This is a genomic window from Actinoallomurus acanthiterrae (assembly GCF_054775715.1).
The window spans coordinates 10366151-10389776 of sequence record NZ_BAAHCO010000001.1 but is presented as its reverse complement, the minus strand read 5'-3'; the positions used below and the strand labels follow the sequence as shown (position 1 = coordinate 10389776).

General features: G+C 68.4%; 15 protein-coding genes, 1 tRNA gene and 3 rRNA genes. 12 read left to right on the top strand and 7 right to left on the bottom strand.

What is annotated here, in order from left to right; all coding sequences use genetic code 11:
- The first annotated feature begins 3 nt into the window (after window positions 1–3).
- The gene (locus tag ACYVF7_RS48995; RefSeq protein ID WP_460353310.1) at window positions 4–645 is read left to right on the top strand and encodes a hypothetical protein; all 642 of its coding nucleotides are present in this window, start codon (window positions 4–6) and stop codon (window positions 643–645) included.
- 5 nt (window positions 646–650) lie between these two features.
- Here the strand turns inward: ACYVF7_RS48995 and ACYVF7_RS48990 are convergent, their stop codons facing one another.
- Window positions 651–1151, bottom strand: coding sequence for a hypothetical protein (locus tag ACYVF7_RS48990; protein ID WP_460353307.1), 501 nt, complete (start codon window positions 1149–1151; stop codon window positions 651–653).
- Window positions 1152–1474: 323 nt separating this feature from the next.
- Here ACYVF7_RS48990 and ACYVF7_RS48985 point away from each other — a divergent pair.
- The 4 genes from ACYVF7_RS48985 to ACYVF7_RS48970 all read left to right on the top strand — a co-directional run bounded on the left by ACYVF7_RS48985 (window position 1475) and on the right by ACYVF7_RS48970 (window position 4307).
- Window positions 1475–1551 (top strand) — tRNA-Met (locus tag ACYVF7_RS48985).
- A 422-nt stretch (window positions 1552–1973) separates the two neighbouring features.
- A complete protein-coding gene (locus ACYVF7_RS48980) occupies window positions 1974–2819 on the top strand; it encodes a class I SAM-dependent methyltransferase (RefSeq protein ID WP_460353304.1) in 846 nt (281 codons plus the stop codon).
- Between the two features lie 28 nt (window positions 2820–2847).
- The gene (locus ACYVF7_RS48975) at window positions 2848–3204 is read left to right on the top strand and encodes a DUF488 domain-containing protein (protein WP_460353300.1); all 357 of its coding nucleotides are present in this window, start codon (window positions 2848–2850) and stop codon (window positions 3202–3204) included.
- Window positions 3205–3251: 47 nt separating this feature from the next.
- Window positions 3252–4307, top strand: coding sequence for a tetratricopeptide repeat protein (locus ACYVF7_RS48970; RefSeq protein ID WP_460353297.1), 1056 nt, complete (start codon window positions 3252–3254; stop codon window positions 4305–4307).
- Window positions 4308–4355: 48 nt separating this feature from the next.
- Here the strand turns inward: ACYVF7_RS48970 and ACYVF7_RS48965 are convergent, their stop codons facing one another.
- Window positions 4356–5777 carry a glycoside hydrolase family 28 protein gene (locus ACYVF7_RS48965; protein WP_460353294.1) on the bottom strand — a complete coding sequence of 474 codons (1422 nt, stop codon included), beginning with the start codon at window positions 5775–5777 and terminating at the stop codon, window positions 4356–4358.
- A 19-nt stretch (window positions 5778–5796) separates the two neighbouring features.
- Complete coding sequence (locus ACYVF7_RS48960) at window positions 5797–8280, bottom strand: glycoside hydrolase family 31 protein (RefSeq protein ID WP_460353291.1); 2484 nt, start codon at window positions 8278–8280, stop codon at window positions 5797–5799.
- A gap of 143 nt (window positions 8281–8423) precedes the next feature.
- Here ACYVF7_RS48960 and ACYVF7_RS48955 point away from each other — a divergent pair, with 143 nt between their 5' ends.
- On the top strand, window positions 8424–9935 hold the full coding sequence (locus tag ACYVF7_RS48955) for an alpha-L-fucosidase (protein ID WP_460353288.1): 1512 nt from the start codon (window positions 8424–8426) through the stop codon (window positions 9933–9935).
- A 167-nt stretch (window positions 9936–10102) separates the two neighbouring features.
- On the opposite strand, the gene ACYVF7_RS48950 is transcribed toward ACYVF7_RS48955, so the two are convergent.
- The 4 genes from ACYVF7_RS48950 to ACYVF7_RS48935 are packed head-to-tail and all read right to left on the bottom strand — an operon-like array spanning window position 10103 to window position 14110.
- A complete protein-coding gene (locus ACYVF7_RS48950; RefSeq protein ID WP_460353287.1) occupies window positions 10103–11731 on the bottom strand; it encodes a pectinesterase family protein in 1629 nt (542 codons plus the stop codon).
- Entirely contained in the window at window positions 11728–12795 is a 1068-nt protein-coding gene (locus ACYVF7_RS48945; protein ID WP_460353285.1) for a GDSL-type esterase/lipase family protein, read from the bottom strand. The genes ACYVF7_RS48950 and ACYVF7_RS48945 overlap by 4 nt, the downstream gene beginning before the upstream one ends.
- Window positions 12796–12806: 11 nt before the next feature.
- Complete coding sequence (locus ACYVF7_RS48940) at window positions 12807–13604, bottom strand: SGNH/GDSL hydrolase family protein (protein WP_460353283.1); 798 nt, start codon at window positions 13602–13604, stop codon at window positions 12807–12809.
- The gene (locus ACYVF7_RS48935) at window positions 13601–14110 is read right to left on the bottom strand and encodes a hypothetical protein (protein ID WP_460353281.1); all 510 of its coding nucleotides are present in this window, start codon (window positions 14108–14110) and stop codon (window positions 13601–13603) included. The genes ACYVF7_RS48940 and ACYVF7_RS48935 overlap by 4 nt, the downstream gene beginning before the upstream one ends.
- A gap of 265 nt (window positions 14111–14375) precedes the next feature.
- Here ACYVF7_RS48935 and ACYVF7_RS48930 point away from each other — a divergent pair, with 265 nt between their 5' ends.
- The 6 genes from ACYVF7_RS48930 (at window position 14376) to ACYVF7_RS48905 (ending at window position 23542) form a co-directional block, all read left to right on the top strand.
- Entirely contained in the window at window positions 14376–15428 is a 1053-nt protein-coding gene (locus ACYVF7_RS48930; RefSeq protein WP_460353279.1) for a LacI family DNA-binding transcriptional regulator, read from the top strand.
- Between the two features lie 111 nt (window positions 15429–15539).
- A complete protein-coding gene (locus ACYVF7_RS48925) occupies window positions 15540–17072 on the top strand; it encodes a glycoside hydrolase family 28 protein (protein WP_460353278.1) in 1533 nt (510 codons plus the stop codon).
- A gap of 683 nt (window positions 17073–17755) precedes the next feature.
- Window positions 17756–19276: ribosomal RNA gene (locus ACYVF7_RS48920) — 16S ribosomal RNA — on the top strand.
- 418 nt (window positions 19277–19694) lie between these two features.
- A 23S ribosomal RNA gene (locus ACYVF7_RS48915) occupies window positions 19695–22823 on the top strand.
- A gap of 99 nt (window positions 22824–22922) precedes the next feature.
- A 5S ribosomal RNA gene (rrf, locus tag ACYVF7_RS48910) occupies window positions 22923–23039 on the top strand.
- The 16S, 23S and 5S rRNA genes sit together here, the layout of an rRNA operon.
- 326 nt (window positions 23040–23365) lie before the next feature.
- Entirely contained in the window at window positions 23366–23542 is a 177-nt protein-coding gene (locus tag ACYVF7_RS48905) for a DUF397 domain-containing protein (RefSeq protein ID WP_460353275.1), read from the top strand.
- Window positions 23543–23626 lie beyond the last annotated feature (84 nt).

Below are 23626 nucleotides of genomic sequence, written 5' to 3'. Positions count from 1 at the left end.
CGCATGGTCTCTCGGCTGCGCCCGCTCACCGACGTCTCGCCCGCCGCGTGGATCGAAGACGGGATCGGCGACTTCGACTCCGGCGTGCACGCCCTGCTCCCCGGAGGGTTCGAGGCGTACGCGCGGCTGCCGCATCCCGTGGAGTCCGCGGACGGACGGCTGCTGCGCTGGAGCGAGGTGGCGGAGCGGTCGGGGAGCGTCGTCGGCTCCCGGACGCGGTTCACGGACATCGCGGGCCCGGAGGACGGGGAGCCGTGGGCGGGGTCGTTCCCCGCGGGGCTGCTGCCGGTCCTCTGCGAGATCCTGGCGGCGCACACGACCACGCCGCGGGAGTGCTACTTCGGCCTGTGGGACGGCTGGGGCTGGATCGACGCCGACGGCCCGAAGGTCCACCTGCCGGGGCGCGACTACCTGCTGTTCGAGGGCCCGCTCGACGCCGCGACGGAGATGGGGGACCGAGGCGACGGCTACTTCTTTCCCCAGTCCCCGAACCTCTTCTGGCCGGCGGACCGGGCCTGGTGCGTGGCGACCGACGTCGACCTGGACGCCACCTATGTGGGCGGAACCGCCCGCCTGGTCGAGGACCTGACGGGCGGAGCACGCATCGAGGCGCTATCGGCCGAGCTCTCCGATCCGCTCGGCTGACCGCGTCACTTCTTCTTGCAGGCCGCGATGTAGACGGTCTTGCTCTGGGAGCGGACGTTCTTGGACGGCGGCGTGTACCCGGCGGGGAAGACGACCGTCCCGGCGGCGACGCCGGTGTAATTCTGCTTCTTGACGCAGCGGCGCGCGGCGTTCTGGCTGATCCTGTTCTTGCCGTAGGCCTTCTTCACGCCGCTCTTCTTGTACAGCGAGTTCCCCTTGTACAGGGCCACCTGGATGGCCAGCCCCGACACCTTCTTGCTGCACGTGATGTCGGCCGTGACGTTCACGATGTCGCGGTTCTTCGCGTGCGCGTGGTGCGAGTAGTGGGGGTTGTGCGTCGTGATCTTGCAGGTGATCACGTCGGCCCGCAGCCCGGGTCCGGCCGCACGGGTCGCGGTGATGGTGACGGTGGAGTCGGTCGTCGAGGCGTCGGCGGCGGCACTCATGGTCCCGACCAACGCCGTGGCGATACCGCCGGCCGCGATAACACGCAGGGCAAGCTTCATGAACCATTCCTTCGTTCGAGGGGTGACGAAAGCGCTCATATTAGGGTTTTACTCAGCTTCTTTTCTGTGACTTTTGAGGTTCTGCCGGGAATCGGCCTCAATGGGCGGTCGGTAGGCGCTCGCCATCTCCGCGTATTCGCAGCCGGCCCCCCGGTGCCGCGCCGCTCGGAGGCACCCGCCCGCCGCCCGTCACCTCGGTCGCGGCCCGCCGCTCATCAGGGCGTCCGCCCACGTCGGAGCGGCGAGGGTGCGGTCGCGCCGGCCCGGTGGCGGGATATCGATTTGCGCAAGGACACGGATCCGCATACGGTTGGGACATCCGACGCGGGGTGGAGCAGCTCGGTAGCTCGCTGGGCTCATAACCCAGAGGTCGCAGGTTCAAATCCTGCCCCCGCTACCAAGGAGAGGCCCGGAGATTCGTCTCCGGGCCTCTTTCGTACTCGACGCCATTCCTCGTGATTGGGCCTATGGTCCCGGCTCGAGGGCGGCGGTTTGGGGACCGTGGGCTCTCGCGGCGTTCGGCCGTGGCCTGGGACTATCGATGAATCGGCGCTTCTTTGCGCACCCGTGCCGGCGCCACCGGCGCGGATCGGCGGAACGAGGAAGCGCTGCGTGATCAAGTTCTGACCTTCGCACCCTGTGGCGGGTGAGCGGAACGCTCGCCCGCCGTTCTCGGCGGCGCCGGCCCCCGTGGCGCCGCCCCCGTGACGCCGTCCGCCCGACCGGTGGTCGTGCCGTCACTGCGAACCCCGGCATCCGGAACCGACCGGTGCCGGGGTTCGTCGTATCAGGCGACACCTGAGCGCCGAGCCGAGGAGGGCGATGCCGGACCGTGAGAAGTCGAGGGTCGACCTCGACGGCGTCCCCGAGACGCTCTTGTGGAACCTCTATCAGCGCGCGACCGAGGCCAGGCGGCCGGACGCGGTCCTCCGTGATCCCAAGGCGGTCGAGCTCGTCGACTCCCTGGACTATCCCTTCGCGGACCGCTTCGGCACGGGGAGCCTCGGGCAGTGGCAGGCCCTGCGTGCCCTCCGCTTCGACCAGGAGGTCCGGCGGTTCCTGACCGAGCACCCCGGCGGGCAGGTGGTCGCGCTCGGCGAGGGGCTGGAGACGCAGTTCTGGCGGGTCGACGACAGTCGGGTCCGCTGGCTCACCGTCGACCTTCCCGAGACCGTCGAGTTGCGCACGCGCCTGCTCCCCGACGATCCGCCCCGCCGCCGGACCCTCGCCGGCTCGGCGCTGGACGACGAGTGGTTGTCGCACGTGGACCCCGCCGAGGGCCTGCTCCTGTCAGCGCAGGGCCTCCTGATGTACTTCCAGCCCGACGAGGTCCACCGGCTCATCGCGGGGTGCGCGGAACGGTTCCCCGGCGCCACGATGGTGTTCGACGGCGTGCCGCCGTGGTTCAGTCGGCGCACGCTCAGCGGGCAGATGACGACCGCGCAGGGTTACCAGGCGCCCCCGATGCCGTGGGCCGTGGACGCGGCCGAGAAGGCCAGGCTCCGCGCCCTGCCGAACATCGCCGAACTCCGCGACCTCCGTCCTCCACGCGGTCGCGGACCGCTGTACGGCGCCGTGTTCCCCGCGCTGAACCGCCTCCGCGCCGTCCGTGAGCTCGGCGTCACCGGCCTGCCCATCATGACCGCCCGCTTCGCCGCCTCGAAGTGACGGCGCTCGAGGTGGGTACGACCCTGCTGTGGGCGCGATAGAGATTCGCCGGGTGTACGAGGCGGAGGACGCGAAGGGGACGGTCTTCCTGGTGGACCGGATCTGGCCGCGCGGGGTGCGCAAGAGCGACCTCAAGCTCGACGGCTGGCCGCGCGACGTCGCGCCCTCGGACGATCTGCGTCGCTGGTTCGGGCACCGGCCCGAGCGCTTCGCGGAGTTCGCCGAGCGCTACCGCCGTGAGCTCGGCGAGCACCCCGACGTCGTACGCCCGCTGCTGGAGGCCGCCCGGCAGGGACCGGTGACCCTCCTGTACTCCGCGCGCGACCCCGACCACAACCAGGCGGTGGTCCTCCGCGACCATCTCCTGGACCAGCTCGGCCGGTGATATTTTCCGTTGATCTCCCAGCATTTCGCTGAAAGGGCGGTAAGTCGATGTCCGCGGAAGCGACCGGCGAGGACCCGGATGAGGCTCTGGTGGCGGCGATCCTCGAGGCCGAACACGAGGCGCGGCTGGCCGAACTCATCCGCTCGCCCGAACAGGTCGAGGCGCTGATCGAGCGGGATGCGCTGCGGCTCGACTTCGACCTGGTGCTGGACCTCAGCGGAGGGCTCGCCACGCTCGGCTCCCACGACACCGCGCAGCTCGTCGCCGTGAGCGCGTTCGCCGACGGCGACGTCAAGATGATGGCCGCCGGGAAGCTGGCACTCGGCTGGATCGAGCTGTCGCGGGGCAAGCACCGCAAGGCCCTTTCGGAGGCCGACGGCGCGGTCGAGCTCGCGAATCCCGATCTCGACGTGGTCGCGGAGGCGGCCTACCTGCGCGGCGTGATCCTGGAGGCCCGGGGGAAGCAGGCGCAGGCGGCCGCGGAGTACGAGAAGGCGATCGGCTGGCAGCGGCCCAGGAGCGCGGGCCTGGCGGCGCTGGCCCTGGCGGAGATGCTGACCGCCGCCGGCCACGACGAGCGGGCGGTCGAGATACTGGCCGTGGCGTTCGAGTGCGGGGTGGCGCACGTCGTGCCCCAGGCGGCCCTCCAACTGGCGCTCATCCGCGACCGCCGGGGCGACGTCGAGGGCTCGATACCGCTGTACCGGGAGGCGATGGAGTCCGGCGTCCCGTCGGCGGCGCCCCGCGCCGCGTTCCACCTCGGCGAGATCCTCAGTGGGACGGGGGACGTGGAGGGCGCCCGGGACGCCCTCGAGACGGCCTACGCCACGGGAGACCCCGAGTTCGCCCCGAAGGCCGCGGTCAACCTCGGGATCATCTACATGGAGGCGAACCGCGTGCGCGAGGCGTTCACGTGCTTCGAGACGGCCACCGGCTCGCCGGACCGGAACGTCGCGGCGCTCGGACACTGCTACGTCGGCGTGGTCCTCGCCGACACCGACGCGGTCGCCGCGGAACGCCACCTGCGTGCGGCGATGAAGCAGGGCGACCGTCAGGTCAAGGAGATGGCGTCGAACGTGCTGCGGCAGCTGAAGCAGCGCTGAACGGCGGGGATGCCCGGGCCTACGGCACCCCCGCCGTACGCGCACCGGTCAGGCGTGCACACCCACTGGGGAGCCGTTCACGGTGACGTCGGTGAGAACGAGGCCTTGGACGTTCTCCACGATGTCGGTGTCCGTCGCCTTGTCGAACCGGCAGTGCGCGAGCGTGACGTCCTTGATCGGGGCGTCGGGGTAGCCGCGCATGTCCAGCACGTACTTCGTGGTGCCGACGTGCAGGTTCTCCACGTGGATCCCGCTCACCGACGGGTTGTACGGGTGACCGGGCCCCTCGTCGTAGTAGAAGTCGATCTGGATCGCGGCGACGGCCAGCTGGCCGACCTCGACGTCCTTCATGTGGACGTCGTGGATGTAGCCGCCGCGCATGGAGTTGGTCTTCAGGCGCAGGCAGCTGTTGAGGTTGGGGCTGGTCATCCGCAGGTTCCGGGCGAAGACGGAGCTGACGCCGCCGGTCATCTCGCTGCCGATGGTCACGCCGCCATGGCCGTCCCGGAGCTCGCAGTCCTCGACGAGGATGTTCCGGCTGGGGGCGTTCACGCGGCGGCCGTCGGCGTTGCGGCCCGCCTTGATGGCGATGCAGTCGTCGCCGGTGTCGAAGGTGCTGCCGGTGATGACGACGTCGGTGCAGGACTCGGGGTCGCAGCCGTCGTTGTTCGGGCCGTGGCTGTCGACCGTGACGTCGCGGACGAGGACGGTCCGCGACAGCACCGGGTGGATCTCCCACATGGGGGAGTTCACGATGGTGACGCCCTCGACGAGGACGTTCTCGCAGCGGTACGGCTGGATCATGTTCGGGCGCAGGTAGTGCCCCGCGCCGAGGACGCGCTCGGCGACGGGGACGCCCTGGTCGGCCCACTGCTGCAGCAGCGTCCAGTCGGGGCCCTGCTGCGGGTCGCCGGGCTTCCAGCCGTACTTCGTGCTGCCGGACCACGGCCACCAGGCGGTGTTGCTCGCCTGCCCGTCGAGCGTGCCCTTCCCGGTGATCGCGATGTTCCGGGCCTCGTACGCGTAGATGAACGGCGAGTAGTTGTAGCACTCGACGCCCTGCCAGCGCGTGTACACGGGCGGGTACTTCGCCGGGTCGGTGCTGAACGCGATCGTCGCGGCCTCCTCGACGTGCAGGTCGATGTGGCTGCGCAGCCGGATCGGCCCGGTCAGGTAGCGGCCGGGCGGGACGACGACGTGGCCGCCGCCGCGCCGGGAACACGCCTTGATCGCCGCCTCGAAGGCCCGCGAGCAGTCGGTGGTCCCGTCGCCCTTCGCCCCGAAGTCGGTGACCCGGAACCGGTGGTGCGGGAACCGCGGCGCCCGCACCCGCCGCCGGATCCTGTCGGCCGTCCGCCAGGGGTCCGTATCGGCGAGGGCCGGTCCGCCGAGGGCGGCGGCCAGCAGCCCGCCGCCGACGACGGCGCCGCTCACGCCGAGGAAGCGCCGCCTGGGCCAAGGTCCCGTCATTGTTCCTCCTGGAATGTGGTCATCGAATGGTCACGTCGGCGGGGCGGCCCTGCGACGTCAGCGTGAGGACGACTCCGCCGAACGGCCCCGAGGTGAAGGTCCACCCGTCGCCCGCGGAGCGCAGCGCCGTGGTGTCCGCCGCGCGGGGCAGCGTGCGGCCGTCCACGGTGACCGAGCGCGGCGGCTGCCGCAGCGGCACGACGACCTGCGCCCGGCCGGTCGTCGCCGGCACCCGGAACCGGGCCGTACGGCCGGGGCCGGGGGCGTACAGCCACCCGGTGAGGCCGGGCTTGGACAGCTCGTCGGTCCGCCAGCCGCCGAGGACGCGGGAGTTGAAGCCGATCGTCGCGCCCGCCCGCATGTAGAGCGGGAACTCGTCCAGGCTCGTCGGCCGCGTGACCGTGCGCCCGCCGTCGACGACCTCGCCGCTGTACAGGTCGACCCAGCGCCCGGCCGGCAGGTACACCTCGACCGGCGTGGGCCGGCCCGCCGCGCCGTCCGCGTCGGCCCGGTCGGCGGTGACCGGGGCGGCCAGCAGGTCCGGGCCGACCATGAACTCCTGGTCCTGGGCCCAGGCGGCCTGGTCGCCGGGGTACTGGAAGCCGACGGCCCGCAGGATCGGCACGCCGGTGCGCGCGGCGTTCCGCGCCAGCCCGTACAGGTAGGGGAAGAGCTCGTAGTGCAGCACGACCGCGTCGCGGAACCGCCGGACCGTGTCCGCGTCGTACTTCCACGGCGTCGCGTTCAGTCCCGCCCCGCCGACCTCGAACACCGGGCTTACCGCGCTGAACTGCGCCCAGCGGGTGAACAGCGACGGCGTCGGGCTGTTCGTCGCGTCCGCGGGCGACTGCGGGTCGATGCCGCCCGTGTCGGAGCCCCAGGCGAAGTGCCCGGTCAGCGACTCGCTCGTGCCGTACCGGACCGAGGTGCGCAGCCCCGCGAACGTCTCGAACACGTCGCTGCCCCACATGCCGTGCGTGTGCTGCGCGGTGCCGGGAACCCCGGCCCGTACGAGCGTCTCGAAGTCGTTGCCATGCGCTCGCCGCATCGCCTCGGTGACAGCCGACTGGTACAGGTCCGGATAGCGCAGGTACAGGCCCGCGCCCGAGCCGCCGGCGAACTGCGTCGTCTCCAGGCGATATTCCTCGGCGCGGTCCTCCTTGGCCATGTCGACGCCCATCCGGAAGATGCGGGTGAGCTGCTCGACGTAGCGTTCGCGCGCGGCCGGGTTCGTGAAGTCGATGTAGTTGGTGCCGGGCACGAGCCAGCCGTTCTTCGCCCAGATGTCGTTGAGACCGGCGCACGTGCCGCCGCCCTGGGACGAGGACGGAGCGCTGACGACGTGGGAGGTGACCCACAGCCCGAACCGCACGCCCTGCGCGTGGATCGTGTCGATCATCTTCTGCGGGTCGGGGAAGAACGTCGGGTCGAACTCCCCGGTGTTGGTGCAGGCGCTGCCGTTGATCCGGTGGGTGTTCCCGGCCGGCTGGCGCTCCCACGGGTTGTCGATCCAGATGGTGCCGAGCGGGATGTCCAGCTTCTTCATCTGCGCCACGTCGTCCAGCACCTGCGCCTGGTCGGCGTTGACGTCACGCCACTTCATCAGCGCGAACTGGCTCGCCGGTGGCATGCCCGGCAGCCCCACCGTGCGGTAGTACGCGCCCGTCACCGCGGCCGGTGATCCGGTGTAGACGTCGTAGGTCAGCTCGGCGTCCTTCACACAGATCTGAACGCGGTCGGGCTGCGCGGTGGCCGCGACCGGGCAGGGGTACGGCTCGGCCGCGCCGGTCGGCGGCTTCGGCGTCTTGGCACAGGTCGGACCGTCGCTCTGCTGGGTGGCGCCGGGGAACGCGAACCGGCCCACGTGGTCCGTGGCGGCCCGCAGCCCGTACCCGCCCGAGCTGAGGTAGAAGGTGCTCGCGGCCTGCTCCTGGTTCTGGCAGTAGTCGCCGGCCTCGTTGCCCTCCTTGCCGGGGCTCCAGCCGCGGATGTGCCCGCGCAGGTCCACGTACGCGGCCGAGCTGCCGCCGAGGTAGTGCTCGTCGCCGCGCGCCGTCAGCGCCTCGAACACGGCCGTGACGTCGCTCGACGGGGCGAACGACCAGCGCACCCGCACGCCCTGCGAGGTCCGCGTGACGGTGACGGTCGCGGTCCGCCCGGGCTCGTCCGTCCCGACGGTGTACGCCGTGCCGCCGCGTACGGGGCGCCGGGCCACGAGGTCGGTGAGCCGGTGGTACGTCGCGCCCTCCTGGGAGGTGGCCGAGCCGCCGACCTGGTAGGACAGCCGCCCGCCCGGGCCGGTGGACGTTCCGCCCGCTTCCCCGGTGACCGCCCGTCCGTGGTCGAGGAAGGTCAGCGCGAACGGCGCGGCGGTGACCCGCCAGGACGCCGGGGGTTCGGCGGCCCGCGCGCCCGGCGGGGCGAACGCGAGCGGGAGAAGGAGACCGAGAAGCGGCACGATCGCGCGGCGGCGGAGCCGGGCGGGCGTTCGGCGGTGGATCACGAGGAGCTTCCTCCTGGGGAGGCGAAGGCGGGTCCGGTGGTCGCGCCCGCGTCTTCCCGAACGGGCGGTGGCGTCGTACTGTTCGTTCTGAGGGCAGGAAATCCTTTTCCTGCTCGCCCGTCAACCGGGAGGGGACGCGAATCGTGACCGACGCAGCAGCGAGTCACCGAGACGGCCGGGACCGCGGCGGGCCCCGCCCAGGGGTGAACCGGCGGGCGTTCCTGGGCGGCGCCGCCCTGGCCGGGGCGGCCGCGCTCACCCCACTGCGCGGACCGGCGGCGCTCGCCGGAACGGCCACCGGACCGTACGACCCGACGCCGGCTTCCCTCAACACGCACCCGGTCGCGCCGTGGTACCGCGACGCCAAGTTCGGGATCTTCATCCACTGGGGCGTCTACTCGGTGCCCGCCTGGGGCGACACCGTCGACTACCACGCCGCCGAGTGGTACTTCTACGCGATGCGCATCAGCGCGGCCGGCAAGGACAGCACCTACCAGCACCACCTGAGCACGTACGGGCCGGGCGTCGCCTACGACGACTTCATCCCCCGCTTCACCGCCGAGCGCTACGACCCGCACGCGTGGATCCGGCTGTTCGAGCGGGCCGGGGCGCGCTACTTCGTGCTGACGTCGAAGCACCACGACGGGTTCCAGCTGTTCCCCAACGCGGTCTCGCGCCGCAACGCCGCCGTGCTCGGGCCCCGCCGCGACCTCGTCGGCGAGCTGTTCGCCGCCGCCCGCCACTCGCGGCTGCGGCGCGGCCTGTACTACTCCCTCGGCGAGTTCTACAACCCGGCGCTCGGCACCCCGCCCTGGGACCCGTACACCCGCGCCCCCATCCCGTACACCGGCTACGTCCCGGTCGAGGACTACGTCGCCGGCTACGAGCACGTCCACCTGCGGACTCTCATCGACCGCTACGACCCCGACCTGCTGTGGGCCGACGGCCAGAACTGGCACGAGGACCTCGGCGCGGGCTCGATCTTCTGCCCGAAGGACCTCGACTGGCGCAGCGGCGAGGTCCTCGCGTACTACTACAACCGCGCCGTCGAGCGTCGCCGCGACGTCATGGTCAACGACCGGTTTCGGGCCGGCCACGCCGACTTCGCCGTCTCCGAGGGCGACAAGTCGAGCTACAAGCTGCGCTCCACCCCCTGGGAGGCGTGCCTCACCATGGGCCGGTCGTGGGGGTACGACACGCACGAGGACCCGGCCCGAATCAAGTCCGGGACCGCCCTCGTCCAGCTGCTCGTCGACATCGTCGCCAAGAACGGCAACCTGCTGCTCAACATCGGCCCCCGCCACGACGGCACCATCGCCGACTGGCAGGGCGAACGCCTCATCGCCGTCGGCGACTGGCTCCGGGTCAACGGATCGGCGATCTACGGGACGACGCCGTGGCAGCGGGCCCAGGACGGCGACGTGCGCTACACGGTCTCCCCGGGGGCGTTCAACATCATCCCGCTGCGCTGGCCCGGCGCCACACTGACCGTGCCCGGCGACCTGCCGGTCGCCGACGGCGCGCGGATGCGCCTCCTCGGCCACCACGGCCGGCCGCTCGAGTGGACCCGCCAGGACGGCTCGATCGTGATCACGCTTCCGTCGCGCGCCCCGGGACGCGGCCCCGACCACCCCTGCGTCATCGCCGTCCACTGAGCTCTCGGAGTCCACGCCCACCGGGGCCGCGCTCGCGGTGGGCGGACTTGCCGGGGGCGCGCTCGCCGGGAGCGGGCTTACCGAGGGCGAACTCACCGACGGTGGGCTCACTGCGGGCGGGCCCACCGAGGGCGCGTTCGCAGACGGCGACCTCAGCGACGGTGGGCTCACCGGGGTCGCCAGCCGCCCAGCACGTGCGCCGGGTCGCTCCACCAGGCCGCCTCGGCGTCGGTCAGCCGCCGTGAGCACGGCAGGCGGGCGCCGGTGCCGAGCGGCGTCCCGGCGAGGTCGGTGCTGCCGTACTCCCAGAAGCGCACGTCCGGTGCCCTGTCGCAATCCGCGTTGTTGAGCTGCCAGCCGTCGGGCCGGACGTGCGCGTCCATCGCCGTCCGGACGAAGACCACCTGACTGGCCGGGTACACCGTCGGGTCCACCCGCCCGAGGTACACCGACGCGTCCGGTGCCTCCGGCCCGCGCGTGAGGCGGTCGTCGACGAACACGTAGCCGGGGTGCGCGGCGTCGTTCCGCGCCTGGGTGACGTAGCCGCCGTGCAGGGACCGCAGCTCGGTGCGCCGGACGAACACCGAACCGGTGCCCCACACGAAGTCCACGTCCCCCGCGATGAGGCTGTCGGTCACGAACCCGCGCCCCTGCAGGCGGAGGGTGTCCTGGAAGCTCTCCAGGTTCACGCGCTTCAGCGTGATCCGGTCCGCGTTCCCCCGGAACGCCTCCGCCTGCGATCCGCCGTACGGCGTGGTGTTGCGCAGCGTGATGTCCCGCAACCGGAAGTCGTCCGACTCCACGCCGAACAGCGACCGCCAGCAGTTGAACTTGTCATGGCCCGGCAGCACCTGACGCGGGCAGACGTCCGCCGGGTCGGTCGACCCGGCCAGCGCGGTGTCCCCATTGAGCCTGTTGTTGTTGTCGTACTCGATGACCGTCCGGTCCCGGCCCGCGCCGCGCACGGTCAGGTGCGGACGGTCGGCACGGACGTAGTCGATCTCCTGGTACGTGCCGGGGCGGACGTCGATCAGCACCGGCCGCGTGTTGCCCTCCGGGACGAAGTCGATCGCGCCCTGCACCGTGCAGAAGTCGCCCGTGCCGTCCGCGGCGACCGTCAGCCGCCGCGACCCGGTACGGGGCGGGACGGCCCGGGTCCGGAACCGCCACGTCGCCGGGTCCTCGATGCCGGGGAACCCGGGGAACACCTCGGCATCGACCGTGACGTAGTACGCCCGGCCGTAGTCGAGCCGACGGTGCAGCCGGATGGTCGCCGTGTTCCCGTCGACGACCACCGGGTGGTACGCGAAGGAGTGGGGGACGCCGGTGTCGGAGACCGCGTCGCCGATCGTGCGATGGTACGAGCGCGGGTCGGCCAGGTCGATCGTGTCCGCGACGGTGCCGTCCGCACGGTGCACCTCGATGCGCCCGGAGGCGCCCATCTGGAGCGGCCGGTCCGCGGTGAGCCGCAGCGGCGCGTCCACGCAGACCCCGCGGCGCCGCCCGCCGGGCGAGAGCCGCCCGGACGCGGCGGAGGGAGCACCGGCCTGGGCGACGTGACCGGTCCCGGCGGAGCGAGCACTGGTCGGGGTGACGTACCGGGCCTCGGTGGAGGCGGCACCGATGGGCGCGAAGTGCCCGGCGGCGTGGGGAGCGCCGACGGTGACGACGTGTCCGCCGGCGGCGGGGGTGACGCGTCGTGTGGCGTCGGCGGCGGAGGGAGTGCCGAGTAGCGCGGCGATGAGGACGACGGCCAGGGCGGCCGGCGGGCGGAGAGAAGCGGTCGGGGGTCTCATCGCGTCCGCCACCCCGTGGTCGCCGCGATCAGCGGGATGAGGCGGTCGGCGGCCTTCCGGTGACCCTGGACGTTCGGATGGCCGCCGTTGTAGTCACCGTCGGCCGCCGACAGCCAGCCGGTGGTGTCGACGTAGACCACGCGCGGGTCGTCCATCGAACGGACCGCCGTGGCGATGTCGTCGGCGTGGTAGCCGCCGAACGGCCGCATCGCGAAGATCCAGGCACGCGGGTACGCGGTGCGGATCTCCCGCAGGTAGGCCAGATAGCCGGGTTCGAAGTCGGCACTGGGGTACGGGGTGTCGTTGGTGCCCTCGTTGACGACGACCGCTTCCGGCCGGAACCGGTCGTCGGCGGGGGAGCCGGCGAAGTTCCACCCGAACGACTGCGCGGCCGTCCCGACGTTGCCGTGGCCCGGCTGGATGATGCCCTGCTTGCCGAACCCGACCTGGTCGAAGTCGGCGTGGAACGCCCGCCCGGTCAGGTTGGCGTAGTCGACCGTGCCGTCGGCGCAGTCCACTCCGGTGTGGTCACACAGCGCGGCCACGCCCTCGGTGATCGAATCGCCGTAGAACTCCATGCGCGGCCCGCGCGGTCGGGGCGTGGGAAGCACCCGGGCGCGCGGCCCGAGCCGGAAGCCCGTGAGCACGATGCCGGACTGCAGCGGCAGGATCCACCGGTTCTCGTACTCGTCGACGTCCTTGACAGCGATCGTCACCCTGTGCCGACGGCCCGGCAGCGCGGCGGGCGTGAAGTCGATCTCGCCGCGGTCGACCTTGTAGAGCGTGCGGGGGCCGCCGTCGATCGAGACGTAGATCTGCGACGGCACCGTGATCGTGGAGGCGTCGAACAGGCCGGTGAGCGTGTGCCCGGTGAACCGGAAGGTCAGCTCGGACCCGGAGTTGACGGTGATCGCCGCACCTCCTACGTGACCCCAGTGCCCCATGTACCGCAGCCGCGGATCGCCGGGCCGTACGACGGAGTCCGCCGTCGCGGGGGCGGGCGCCGCGGCCAGGGCCGCCGCGCCCAGCAGCACCAGCGAGGCGATCTTCAGGGATACGGGCATCGGGCCTCCTGCTAGCGGAAGAGCAGTCGTAGGTCGATCGCGTCGGCCATCGCCTGGTATCCGGCGTCGCCGGGGTGCAGGTGGTCGCCGCTGTCGTACGCCGGGAGGTAGCGCGTCGGGTCCGCCGGATCCCGGGTGACGGCGTCGAAGTCGACGACGCCGTCGAACGCGCGGGACGTACGGATCCAGGCGTTCACCGCCTGCCGCTTCTGCTCCGCCTCGGGCGTGTCGTACTTCGAGCCGCCGATCGGCGTCAGCGTGCAGCCGATGATCCGCAGGCCGTGCGCGTGGGCGCGGGCGATGAGGTTCGTCATCCCCGCGATGAGGTCGCCGGCCGTGACCGGTTCGCCGGACACCGGACCGGCGTTGTGGCCGATGTCGTTGATGCCTTCGAGGAAGAGCACGTCCCGTACGCCGGTCTGGCCGAGGACGTCGCGGTCGAACCGGGCCTGCGCGCTCACCCCGGAGCCACCGGCGTCGGTGAGGACCCGGTTGCCGGAGATGCCCTCGTTCAGCACGGACAGGCCCCGGCCGTGGAGCCGGCGCGCGAGATCGTCGGGGTACCGCCGGTTCGCGTCGACGGTGGACTGGGCGCCGTCGGTGATCGAGTCGCCGAAGGTCACGACCGCCCGCGTGCCCGGTGCGGCGCGGACGTCGAGCCCGTCGATCAGGTACCAGGAGGAGGCCTTCGAGGTGAACGCGCCGCCGTCAGCGTCGGCCGCGTGGTCACCGGTCGCGAGGTACGACGTCGCCATGGCGAGGGGGTGCCGGGTCGCCACGCCGGTGGATCGGGGGAGGTACAGGCTCACCGCCAGGTCCTGGCCGCCGGCGCCGCCAGCGGCACCGGGTCGCTGAGCACGTCCGAGCCCGCCGGCAGGACCACCGTCCGGGCTCCGCCGAACGTGACCGGACGCTCGGTGCCCGCGGCGACCGTCGCGCCGGTGACGCGCACCCCGATCGTCGCCCCGCCGATGACGAGACCGTCCGTGCCGAAGGAGTTCGTGAGGCGGATCCGCACCTGGTCGCCGCCCATGGTGGTGTGGACGACCTCGCGCAGGGTCTGGTCGCCGAACCCGCTCCCGGTGCCGACGACGGGCGCCGCGCTCCACGCGCCCACCCACGTCCGTGGGACACCGGCGGGCTGCGGCTTGACGGCCAGGGCCCGCGGGGCGCCGCCGACGGCCGTCGAAGCGACCACGGCAGCGGAGACGGCCACGGCCGCCGCCCGGGGGGATCGCCCCCGGCCGGCGACCGGCCGGACGGCCCCTGGGCCGTCGGTCCGTGGGACGGCGTCGATCTCGACCAAAGCGCCCATCGCGGTGCTGACCGCACGGCGGCCGATCCGGGTGATTGCCGTCGAGCCGCCGATCGGACCATGCCCGCCTCCCGTCGCCTCGCGACCTTCTCCGGCCGCGATGGCGGGTGCGCGGCGACGACCGCCGCGCCGGCACCGGGGGAGGCCGAGCGGAAAACCTTTTCCGAAAATCACACGGCAGTCCAGGGACGTCAAGACCGCTTTCTCCGCGTTTCACGGCGGATCCGATGCGCCGCAAGGCGTGTTCGTATGGTGCAATGCCGCCATGGGCAGGGCGCAGACCGGCACGGGGGCGCGGCCGCCCCGGGCGACGATCATTGACGTGGCACGGGAGGCCGGCGTTTCTCCCGCGACGGTCTCGCGCGTCCTCACCGGGTCCAAACCGGTGTCGGCAGGGCCGGAGCAGCGGGTGCGCGCGGCCGTCGCCCGGCTCGGCTACCGGCCGAATCCGGCCGCGCAGGGACTGCTGCGCGGCACGACCTCCGCGGTCGGCGTGGTCGTCCCCGACCTGAGCAACCCCTACTTCGCGGAGGTGCTCAAGGGGGTGACCAACGCCGCCCAGGAAGCGGACTTCCGTACGCTCGTCGCCGACACCGGCGAGAAGGCCGCGACCGAACGCGACGCCGCGCTCGAGCTCTCCCGGTGGGCCGACGGCGTCGTCCTGTGCTCACCCCGGATGAGCCAGTGGGAGCTCACCGAGCTCGCGGAGGCCGTGCCCCGGCTCGTCTGCGTCAACCGGCTCAGCCGCACGTCGATCCCCGCGGTCGCGGTGGACTTCGAGGCGGGCGTCGCGTCGATCTGCCGCCACCTGCGGGAGCTCGGTCATCGCCGCGTCGCGTACCTGCGCGGCCCCGCGCGCGCCTGGTCCGAACGCGCCCGGCAGCGTGCGCTGCGAGCGGCCACCGGGCCGGATCTGGAGATCGTGCAGATCCCCTGCGGCTCGAGCAGCGTCGACGGGCACCGCGCCGCCGACGCGGCCCTCGCGACCCGGGCCACGGCCGTCATGGCCTTCAGCGATTACGTCGCCCTCGGCGCCCTCGCCCGGTTCGACGAGCTCGGCGTGTCCGTCCCCGACGAGATATCGCTGACCGGGTTCGATGACATCTCGCTGAGCCGTCTGGTCTCTCCCCGCCTCACCACGGTCACGGTGAACAAGCAGGACCTCGGCCGCCGGGCCTGGGATCTGTTCGTCGAGACCGGCGCCGACGGCGAGGACGGCCCGGTCGTCACGGTCACGCCGGAGCTGGTCGTACGCGCCTCGACGTCCGCACCCGCCGACGTGGCCGGTTCTCTGCCGAGGACCGCGGCCGACCGGTGACCGATTCGGGGTCCGTGCCGTCGTGAAAGACGGCGAAAGATCTCTGGCGTGAGTCACGGCCCGGGCGTACGGTGACGCGGTCCGGAAAAGCATTTCCCGTTAGGGGCCGTCATGCGGAGATCACTCATACCGGCCACCGGCCTGGCGGCCGCGGGCCTGGTCGTCCTCACTCTGACGCCGGCGACCGCGGCGGCTCCGGCCGCCTCGTCCCGGGGCGCGGTCGCGCCTCGGGCGGACGCGACTGCCGCCGGCGACGTCGCCACGCGGGCGGACGCGACTGCCGCCGGCGACGTCGCCACGCGGGCGGTCACGGCGGCGACGGGCGACAGCCGTACCGTCCGTGAACCGGTCCGGCCGGCGACCTGTACGGCGTTGCCGGCCCGGCTGACCGCGTCGAACCGGAAGTTCACCTCCGCTCAGGAGGCGAGTCCGCCCGACACCGACCGCGTCCAGGCCGCGCTCACCCAGTGCGCGGGCACCGGCAAGGCGGTGGAACTGACCACGAGCGGTACGAGCACGGCGTTCCTCACCGGGCCGCTGACCATCGGCGCCGGCGTCACCCTCCTCGTCGACAGCGGCGTCACGCTGTACGGCTCGCTGAACCCGGCCGGATACCAGGTGTCGGGCAAGCCGACGTGCGGGACCGTCGCCGACGACAGCGGTGGATGCAAGCCGCTGATCACCGTGAGCGGGGCGCACGCCGGGCTGATGGGCGTCCGTGACTCGTCCGGGCACCAGGGCACCGTCGACGCGCGCGGCGACCTGCCGCTGTACGGCCAGAGCGCCAGCTGGTGGGACATCGCCCTCCAGGCCAAGAACAGCGGAAAGAAGCAGAACAACCCGCGCATGGTGCAGGCCGCCGGCGACGACTTCACGGTCTACGACCTCAACCTGATCAACTCGCCGAATTTCCACATCGCCTACAAGGGCAACGGATTCACCGTCTGGGGCCTGCGCATCAAGACACCCGCCACCGCCAAGAACACCGACGGCATCGATCCGAGCGGCAGCAATGTCACGATCAACGACTCCTACATCGAGGCAGGTGACGACGGAATCGCGATCAAGGCGGGATCGTCATCGGCCACGAACATGACGATCGAGAACAGCCATTTCTACGGCACGCACGGAATGTCGATCGGCAGCGAGACCAACGCGGGCGCGAGCAACATCCTCTTCCTCAACAACACGGTGAGCGGAAAGGACAGCGCCGGCAACGTCAGCACGAGCAACAACGGAATCCGCATCAAGAGCGACTCCAGCAGAGGCGGCAAGGTCAGCCAGGTGACGTATCAGAACACCTGCATGACGGGCGTGAAGGAGCCGCTGGTGTTCGACCCGTACTACTCGAGCAGCACCGGCTCGCTGATCCCGAACTTCACCGGCATCCTCGTGGACGGCGCCCGGGCGGTGAGCTCCCCGTCGGGGACCGTGTCCACGCTCGACGGCTACAGCGCGTCCTACCCGCTCGGCCTCACCCTGCGGAACGTCCAGCTCGACGCGACGAAGACGACGGCGCAGTACGCCGCGATCGGTGTCTACAACACCGACCTCGCCCCCTCCGGGACGGGCGTGACCGTCACCTCGGTCAGCGGTGGAGGCTCGGTGCCCACGTGCACCTTCCCGGCGTTCCCCAAACTCTGACCGCCATGAAGTGTGAGCGTGCCGGGCGGACGGCGTCCGCCCGGCACGCGGTACGCGACGGCGGCCGGCATCGCGTCCACGCTCGACGTCTCCGGGCGTTCGCCTGCTGGATCGCTTGATTTGACGGTGTTTCCAAGCGGCCGTAATGTTCTCTTCGCCCCCAGGGGAGCGGGACACCGAAAGGTGGCCGGCCCGAGGGGAAACCCACACTGAGGTTGCTCGGTCTGGACGGTGTCTGGACCGGGGTAGCATGGTGTGGTCGCCCCGAGACGGGATGCGGAACATCGCTGAGAGCGGTGGTCGGCCTGTGGGGGAACTTCTGGATGTGGTCTGCTGCGGCCGGTTTCCGCCGGTCGGGGTGAGGCTTGTCTGGAGGGGCCGTGCTGGTTCTGCTGGTTGATTTCAAGATCTTCGGATCTGGGGGTTGACAAGCGGGGCGGGAACGGTAAGATAGAAGGGTTGCCCCAGACGGGGTCCGGCGAGAGTCGGGTTCCGGACGGTGTGTGTCCGTTTCTTGAGAACTCAACAGTGTGCTAAAAGCCAGTGCCTTTTGGTCCTCGCTTGGCTGGGCTGATCTTTCGGGGTTGGTCTGGTCGGGTTTGGATTCCTTTGGCAAGTATGATTCTTGCCGGGATTTTCTTCAAGGTTTGGCGACTGCTCGTGAGGGTGGTTGTCGTTTGGCCTTAACGGAGAGTTTGATCCTGGCTCAGGACGAACGCTGGCGGCGTGCTTAACACATGCAAGTCGAGCGGAAAGGCCCTTCGGGGTACTCGAGCGGCGAACGGGTGAGTAACACGTGAGTAACCTGCCCCTAGCTCTGGGATAAGCCCGGGAAACTGGGTCTAATACCGGATATCACACACTTTTGCATGATGGTGTGTTGAAAGTTTTTCGGCTGGGGATGGGCTCGCGGCCTATCAGCTTGTTGGTGGGGTGATGGCCTACCAAGGCGACGACGGGTAGCCGGCCTGAGAGGGCGACCGGCCACACTGGGACTGAGACACGGCCCAGACTCCTACGGGAGGCAGCAGTGGGGAATATTGCGCAATGGGCGGAAGCCTGACGCAGCGACGCCGCGTGGGGGATGAAGGCCTTCGGGTTGTAAACCTCTTTCACCACCGACGAAGCTAACGTGACGGTAGGTGGGGAAGAAGCGCCGGCTAACTACGTGCCAGCAGCCGCGGTAATACGTAGGGCGCAAGCGTTGTCCGGAATTATTGGGCGTAAAGAGCTCGTAGGCGGTCTGTCACGTCTGCCGTGAAAACCCGAGGCTTAACCTCGGGCCTGCGGTGGATACGGGCAGACTAGAGGTAGGTAGGGGAGAATGGAATTCCCGGTGTAGCGGTGAAATGCGCAGATATCGGGAGGAACACCGGTGGCGAAGGCGGTTCTCTGGGCCTTACCTGACGCTGAGGAGCGAAAGCGTGGGGAGCGAACAGGATTAGATACCCTGGTAGTCCACGCCGTAAACGTTGGGCGCTAGGTGTGGGGTCTTTCCACGGATTCCGTGCCGTAGCTAACGCATTAAGCGCCCCGCCTGGGGAGTACGGCCGCAAGGCTAAAACTCAAAGGAATTGACGGGGGCCCGCACAAGCGGCGGAGCATGTTGCTTAATTCGACGCAACGCGAAGAACCTTACCAAGGTTTGACATCACCGGAAAACTCGCAGAGATGCGGGGTCCTTTTGGGCCGGTGACAGGTGGTGCATGGCTGTCGTCAGCTCGTGTCGTGAGATGTTGGGTTAAGTCCCGCAACGAGCGCAACCCTCGTTCCATGTTGCCAGCAACACCTTCGGGTGGTTGGGGACTCATGGGAGACTGCCGGGGTCAACTCGGAGGAAGGTGGGGATGACGTCAAGTCATCATGCCCCTTATGTCTTGGGCTGCAAACATGCTACAATGGCCGGTACAGAGGGCTGCGAAACCGTGAGGTGGAGCGAATCCCTAAAAGCCGGTCTCAGTTCGGATTGGGGTCTGCAACTCGACCCCATGAAGTCGGAGTCGCTAGTAATCGCAGATCAGCAACGCTGCGGTGAATACGTTCCCGGGCCTTGTACACACCGCCCGTCACGTCACGAAAGTCGGCAACACCCGAAGCCCGTGGCCCAACCCTTGTGGGGGGAGCGGTCGAAGGTGGGGCCGGCGATTGGGACGAAGTCGTAACAAGGTAGCCGTACCGGAAGGTGCGGCTGGATCACCTCCTTTCTAAGGAGCACTACCACCAGCTCGTGGGTTCCACGGGTTCGGTGGCTGGCCTGCTGTCACGAGCGAATGTCTCGTGGGTGGGTCTGCTCATAGGTTGTGGAGCACTGGCTATTCGGTCTTACCGGTTCATGGTTCTTTGTTAGTACTGCCCGCGTGCGGGTTCAGGAAAGCAGGGGATCGGGGGCTGGTGGGCCGGGCACACTGTTGGGTCCTGAGGGAACGGGCGTTCACACGCTTGGGCTTCTCAGGCGGGGTCCCGGGTTCCGGGGCCTTCGCACACAGGCTGATCTGGTCGCCATACCACACCGTTGTTCCTCGTTGAGGATCTGCTGGTGGTTTGGTGGTGGCTGGGGGTTGGTTCTGTCCGTGTTTTGAGAACTGCATAGTGGACGCGAGCATCTTTGTTCTTGTCGAGTGTGTTCAAGTTTTTTAGGGCACACGGTGGATGCCTTGGTACCAGGAGCCGATGAAGGACGTGGGAGCCTGCGATATGCCCCGGGGAGTTGGCAACCGAGCGTTGATCCGGGGATTTCCGAATGGGGAAACCTAGCACCTGTCATGGGGTGTTGCCTCCGTCTGAATTGATAGGGCGGTTGGTGGTAACGCGGGGAAGTGAAACATCTCAGTACCCGCAGGAAGAGAAAACAATAGTGATTCCCTGAGTAGTGGTGAGCGAAAGGGGATGAGGCTAAACCATGCGCGTGTGATAGCCGGCGGGTGTTGCGTGTGTGGGGTTGTGGGAGTGCCTTTGTTCCGGCCGCCGCTGGGACGTGGAGTCAAAAAACAACAGGATAGTCGAATGATCTGGGATGGTCGACCGTAGTCGGTGAGAGTCCGGTAGGCGAAATCTTGTTGTCTTCATTAGGTGTTTCCCGAGTAGCACGGGGCCCGTGAAATCTCGTGTGAATCTGCCAGGACCACCTGGTAAGCCTGAATACTCCCTGGTGACCGATAGCGGACTAGTACCGTGAGGGAAAGGTGAAAAGTGCCCCGGTGAGGGGTCGTGAAAGAGTACCTGAAACCGTGTGCTTACAAGCCGTCAGAGCTCCCGCATCTCTTTGGGGTGTGGTGTGATGGCGTGCCTTTTGAAGAATGAGCCTGCGAGTTATGGTGTGTGGCGAGGTTAACCCGTGTGGGGGAGCCGTAGCGAAAGCGAGTCTGAATAGGGCGTTTTTAGTCGCATGCTGTAGACCCGAAGCGGAGTGATCTACCCATGGGCAGGTTGAAGCGCGGGTAAGACCGTGTGGAGGACCGAACCCACCAGGGTTGAAAACCTGGGGGATGACCTGTGGGTAGGGGTGAAAGGCCAATCAAACTCCGTGATAGCTGGTTCTCCCCGAAATGCATTTAGGTGCAGCGTTGCGTGTTTCTTGCCGGAGGTAGAGCTACTGGATGGCCTAGGGGGCCGACAAGCTTACTGAAGTCAGCCAAACTCCGAATGCCGGTAAGTGAAGCGTGGCAGTGAGACTGCGGGCGATAAGGTTCGTAGTCGAGAGGGAAACAGCCCAGATCACCGGCTAAGGCCCCTAAGCGTGTGCTAAGTGGTAAAGGATGTGGAGTTGCCGTGACAACCAGGAGGTTGGCTTAGAAGCAGCCACCCTTGAAAGAGTGCGTAATAGCTCACTGGTCAAGTGATTCCGCGCCGACAATGTAGCGGGGCTCAAGCACACCGCCGAAGCCGTGGCATCTCAACGATACCCAGGCACCGTAAGGTGTCCAGGGGTTGGGATGGGTAGGGGAGCGTCGTGTGGGCTGTGAAGCGGCGGCGTGAGCTAGTCGTGGAGACCACACGAGTGAGAATGCAGGCATGAGTAGCGAATGAGGGGTGAGAAACCCCTCCGCCGGATGACCAAGGGTTCCTGGGGCAGGCTAATCCGCCCAGGGTAAGTCGGGACCTAAGGCGAGGCCGCGAGGCGTAGTCGATGGACAACGGGTTGATATTCCCGTACCCGCTGACACGCGCCCATGCTGAACCCACTGACACTAACATCGCAGACCCTGTTCGATCCCTTCGGGGGTCTTGCGTGGGCGAGTGGTGGACCTGAGGTGGTAGTAGGCAAGTGATGGGGTGACGCAGGAGGGTAGCTCAGCCCAGGCGATGGTTGTTCCTGGGGTAAACATGTAGGGCGTGTCATAGGTAAATCCGTGGCACATGTGCCTGAGATGTGATGCCGAGCCGATTTAGGCGAAGTGAGTGATCCCATGCTGTCGAGAAAAGCCTCTAGCGAGTGTGTCGGCGGCCCGTACCCTAAACCGACTCAGGTGGTCAGGTAGAGAATACCGAGGCGATCGGGTGAACTGTGGTTAAGGAACTCGGCAAATTGCCCCCGTAACTTTGGGAGAAGGGGGGCCCCTGCTGGTGACCGAACTGGCTTCGTGAGCTGGTGGGGGTCGCAGATACCAGGGGGAAGCGACTGTTTACTAAAAACACAGGTCCGTGCGAAGTCGTAAGACGCTGTATACGGACTGACGCCTGCCCGGTGCCGGAACGTTAAGGGGACCGGTTAGTCCTTCGGGGCGAAGCTGAGAACCTAAGCGCCGGTAAACGGCGGTGGTAACTATAACCATCCTAAGGTAGCGAAATTCCTTGTCGGGTAAGTTCCGACCTGCACGAATGGCGTAACGACTTCCCCACTGTCTCAACCACAGGCCCGGTGAAATTGCACTACGAGTAAAGATGCTCGTTACGCGCAGCAGGACGGAAAGACCCCGGGACCTTCACTATAGCTTGGCATTGGCGTTTGGAGCGTCTTGTGTAGGATAGGTGGGAGACTGTGAAGCCATCACGCCAGTGGTGGTGGAGTCGTTGGTGAAATACCACTCTGGTCGTTTCGAGCGTCTAACCCGCGCCCGTGTATCCGGGTGGGGGACAGTGCCTGGTGGGTAGTTTAACTGGGGCGGTTGCCTCCCAAAGAGTAACGGAGGCGCCCAAAGGTTCCCTCAGCCTGGTTGGCAATCAGGTGTCGAGTGCAAGGGCACAAGGGAGCTTGACTGTGAGACAGACATGTCGAGCAGGTGCGAAAGCAGGGCCTAGTGATCCGGCACCACCGTGTGGATGGGGTGTCGCTCAACGGCTAAAAGGTACCCCGGGGATAACAGGCTGATCTTGCCCAAGAGTCCATATCGACGGCAAGGTTTGGCACCTCGATGTCGGCTCGTCGCATCCTGGGGCTGGAGTAGGTCCCAAGGGTTGGGCTGTTCGCCCATTAAAGCGGCACGCGAGCTGGGTTTAGAACGTCGCGAGACAGTTCGGTCCCTATCCGCTGTGCGCGCAGGAGACTTGCGAGGGTCTGTCCCTAGTACGAGAGGACCGGGACGGACGAACCTCTGGTGTGCCAGTTGTACCGCCAGGTGCATGGCTGGTTGGCTACGTTCGGTCGGGATAACCGCTGAAAGCATCTAAGCGGGAAGCCTTCCTCTAGATGAGGTCTCCCAACCCTTTGTGGTTGTAAGGCCCCCAGCTAGACGACTGGGTTGATAGGCCGGAGATGGAAGCACCGCAAGGTGTGGAGTTGACCGGTACTAATAGGCCGAGTGGCTTGACACACACTTTCTTTCAAGAGCTGCGTTAAGCAAGAGATGTTCGCGTTCACTATGCGGTTCCCGGGACACGGCCGGGAACATCCCCCGGAATCCCGTAAGGCGTTTCGGTGGTTTTGGCGAAGGGGAAACACCCGGTCCCATTCCGAACCCGGAAGTTAAGCCCTTCAGCGCCGATGGTACTGCACTGGAGACGGTGTGGGAGAGTAGGACACCGCCGGACATTCACATATATCAGGAAAGCCCGCCAGGCCACACGCCGGCGGGCTTTCCTGCGTTTCCGGACATTTTCCGTAACAAGCATTCAGTGAGCCCCTGACCGCCAGAATGGCGGTTCCGGAGACGAACCGAGAGCCGAGCTGAGCATGGTGCTGGACGCGCCCTTTGGGGCGGCGTTGATCAAGGGCTGTGCTGAATTCCACGATTCCGGGTTGTCCGGAACTTGCAACAATCAGTTGAGCACGGTCAAGGCCTGCTACGTTGTAGTCGTGCCGCACGGCAGTCGGCGCACAACTGGTCGTGAGACCCACCGGGGAACTGAGGTGCGTGGTGTCCAACGAGGCCCAGGGCGAGCGCGTCATCGCGGTTCGCGACAGCAAGGACCCTGAGGGTCCTAAGCTCTTCAGCGTGAGCGCGTGGAGGGACTTCCTCGACCGTATCAAGGCGGGCAAGCACGACCTGCCGGAGGACATGCGCGAGGGTCTCGACGAGCGCTTCGCCCGCTGAGCCGGCCGACACAGCGCGCACCGCGGCAGTAGAGCCGGCATCCGTCGCCCACGGAGACCAGCTCCCGGGGCCGCACGACGGGCT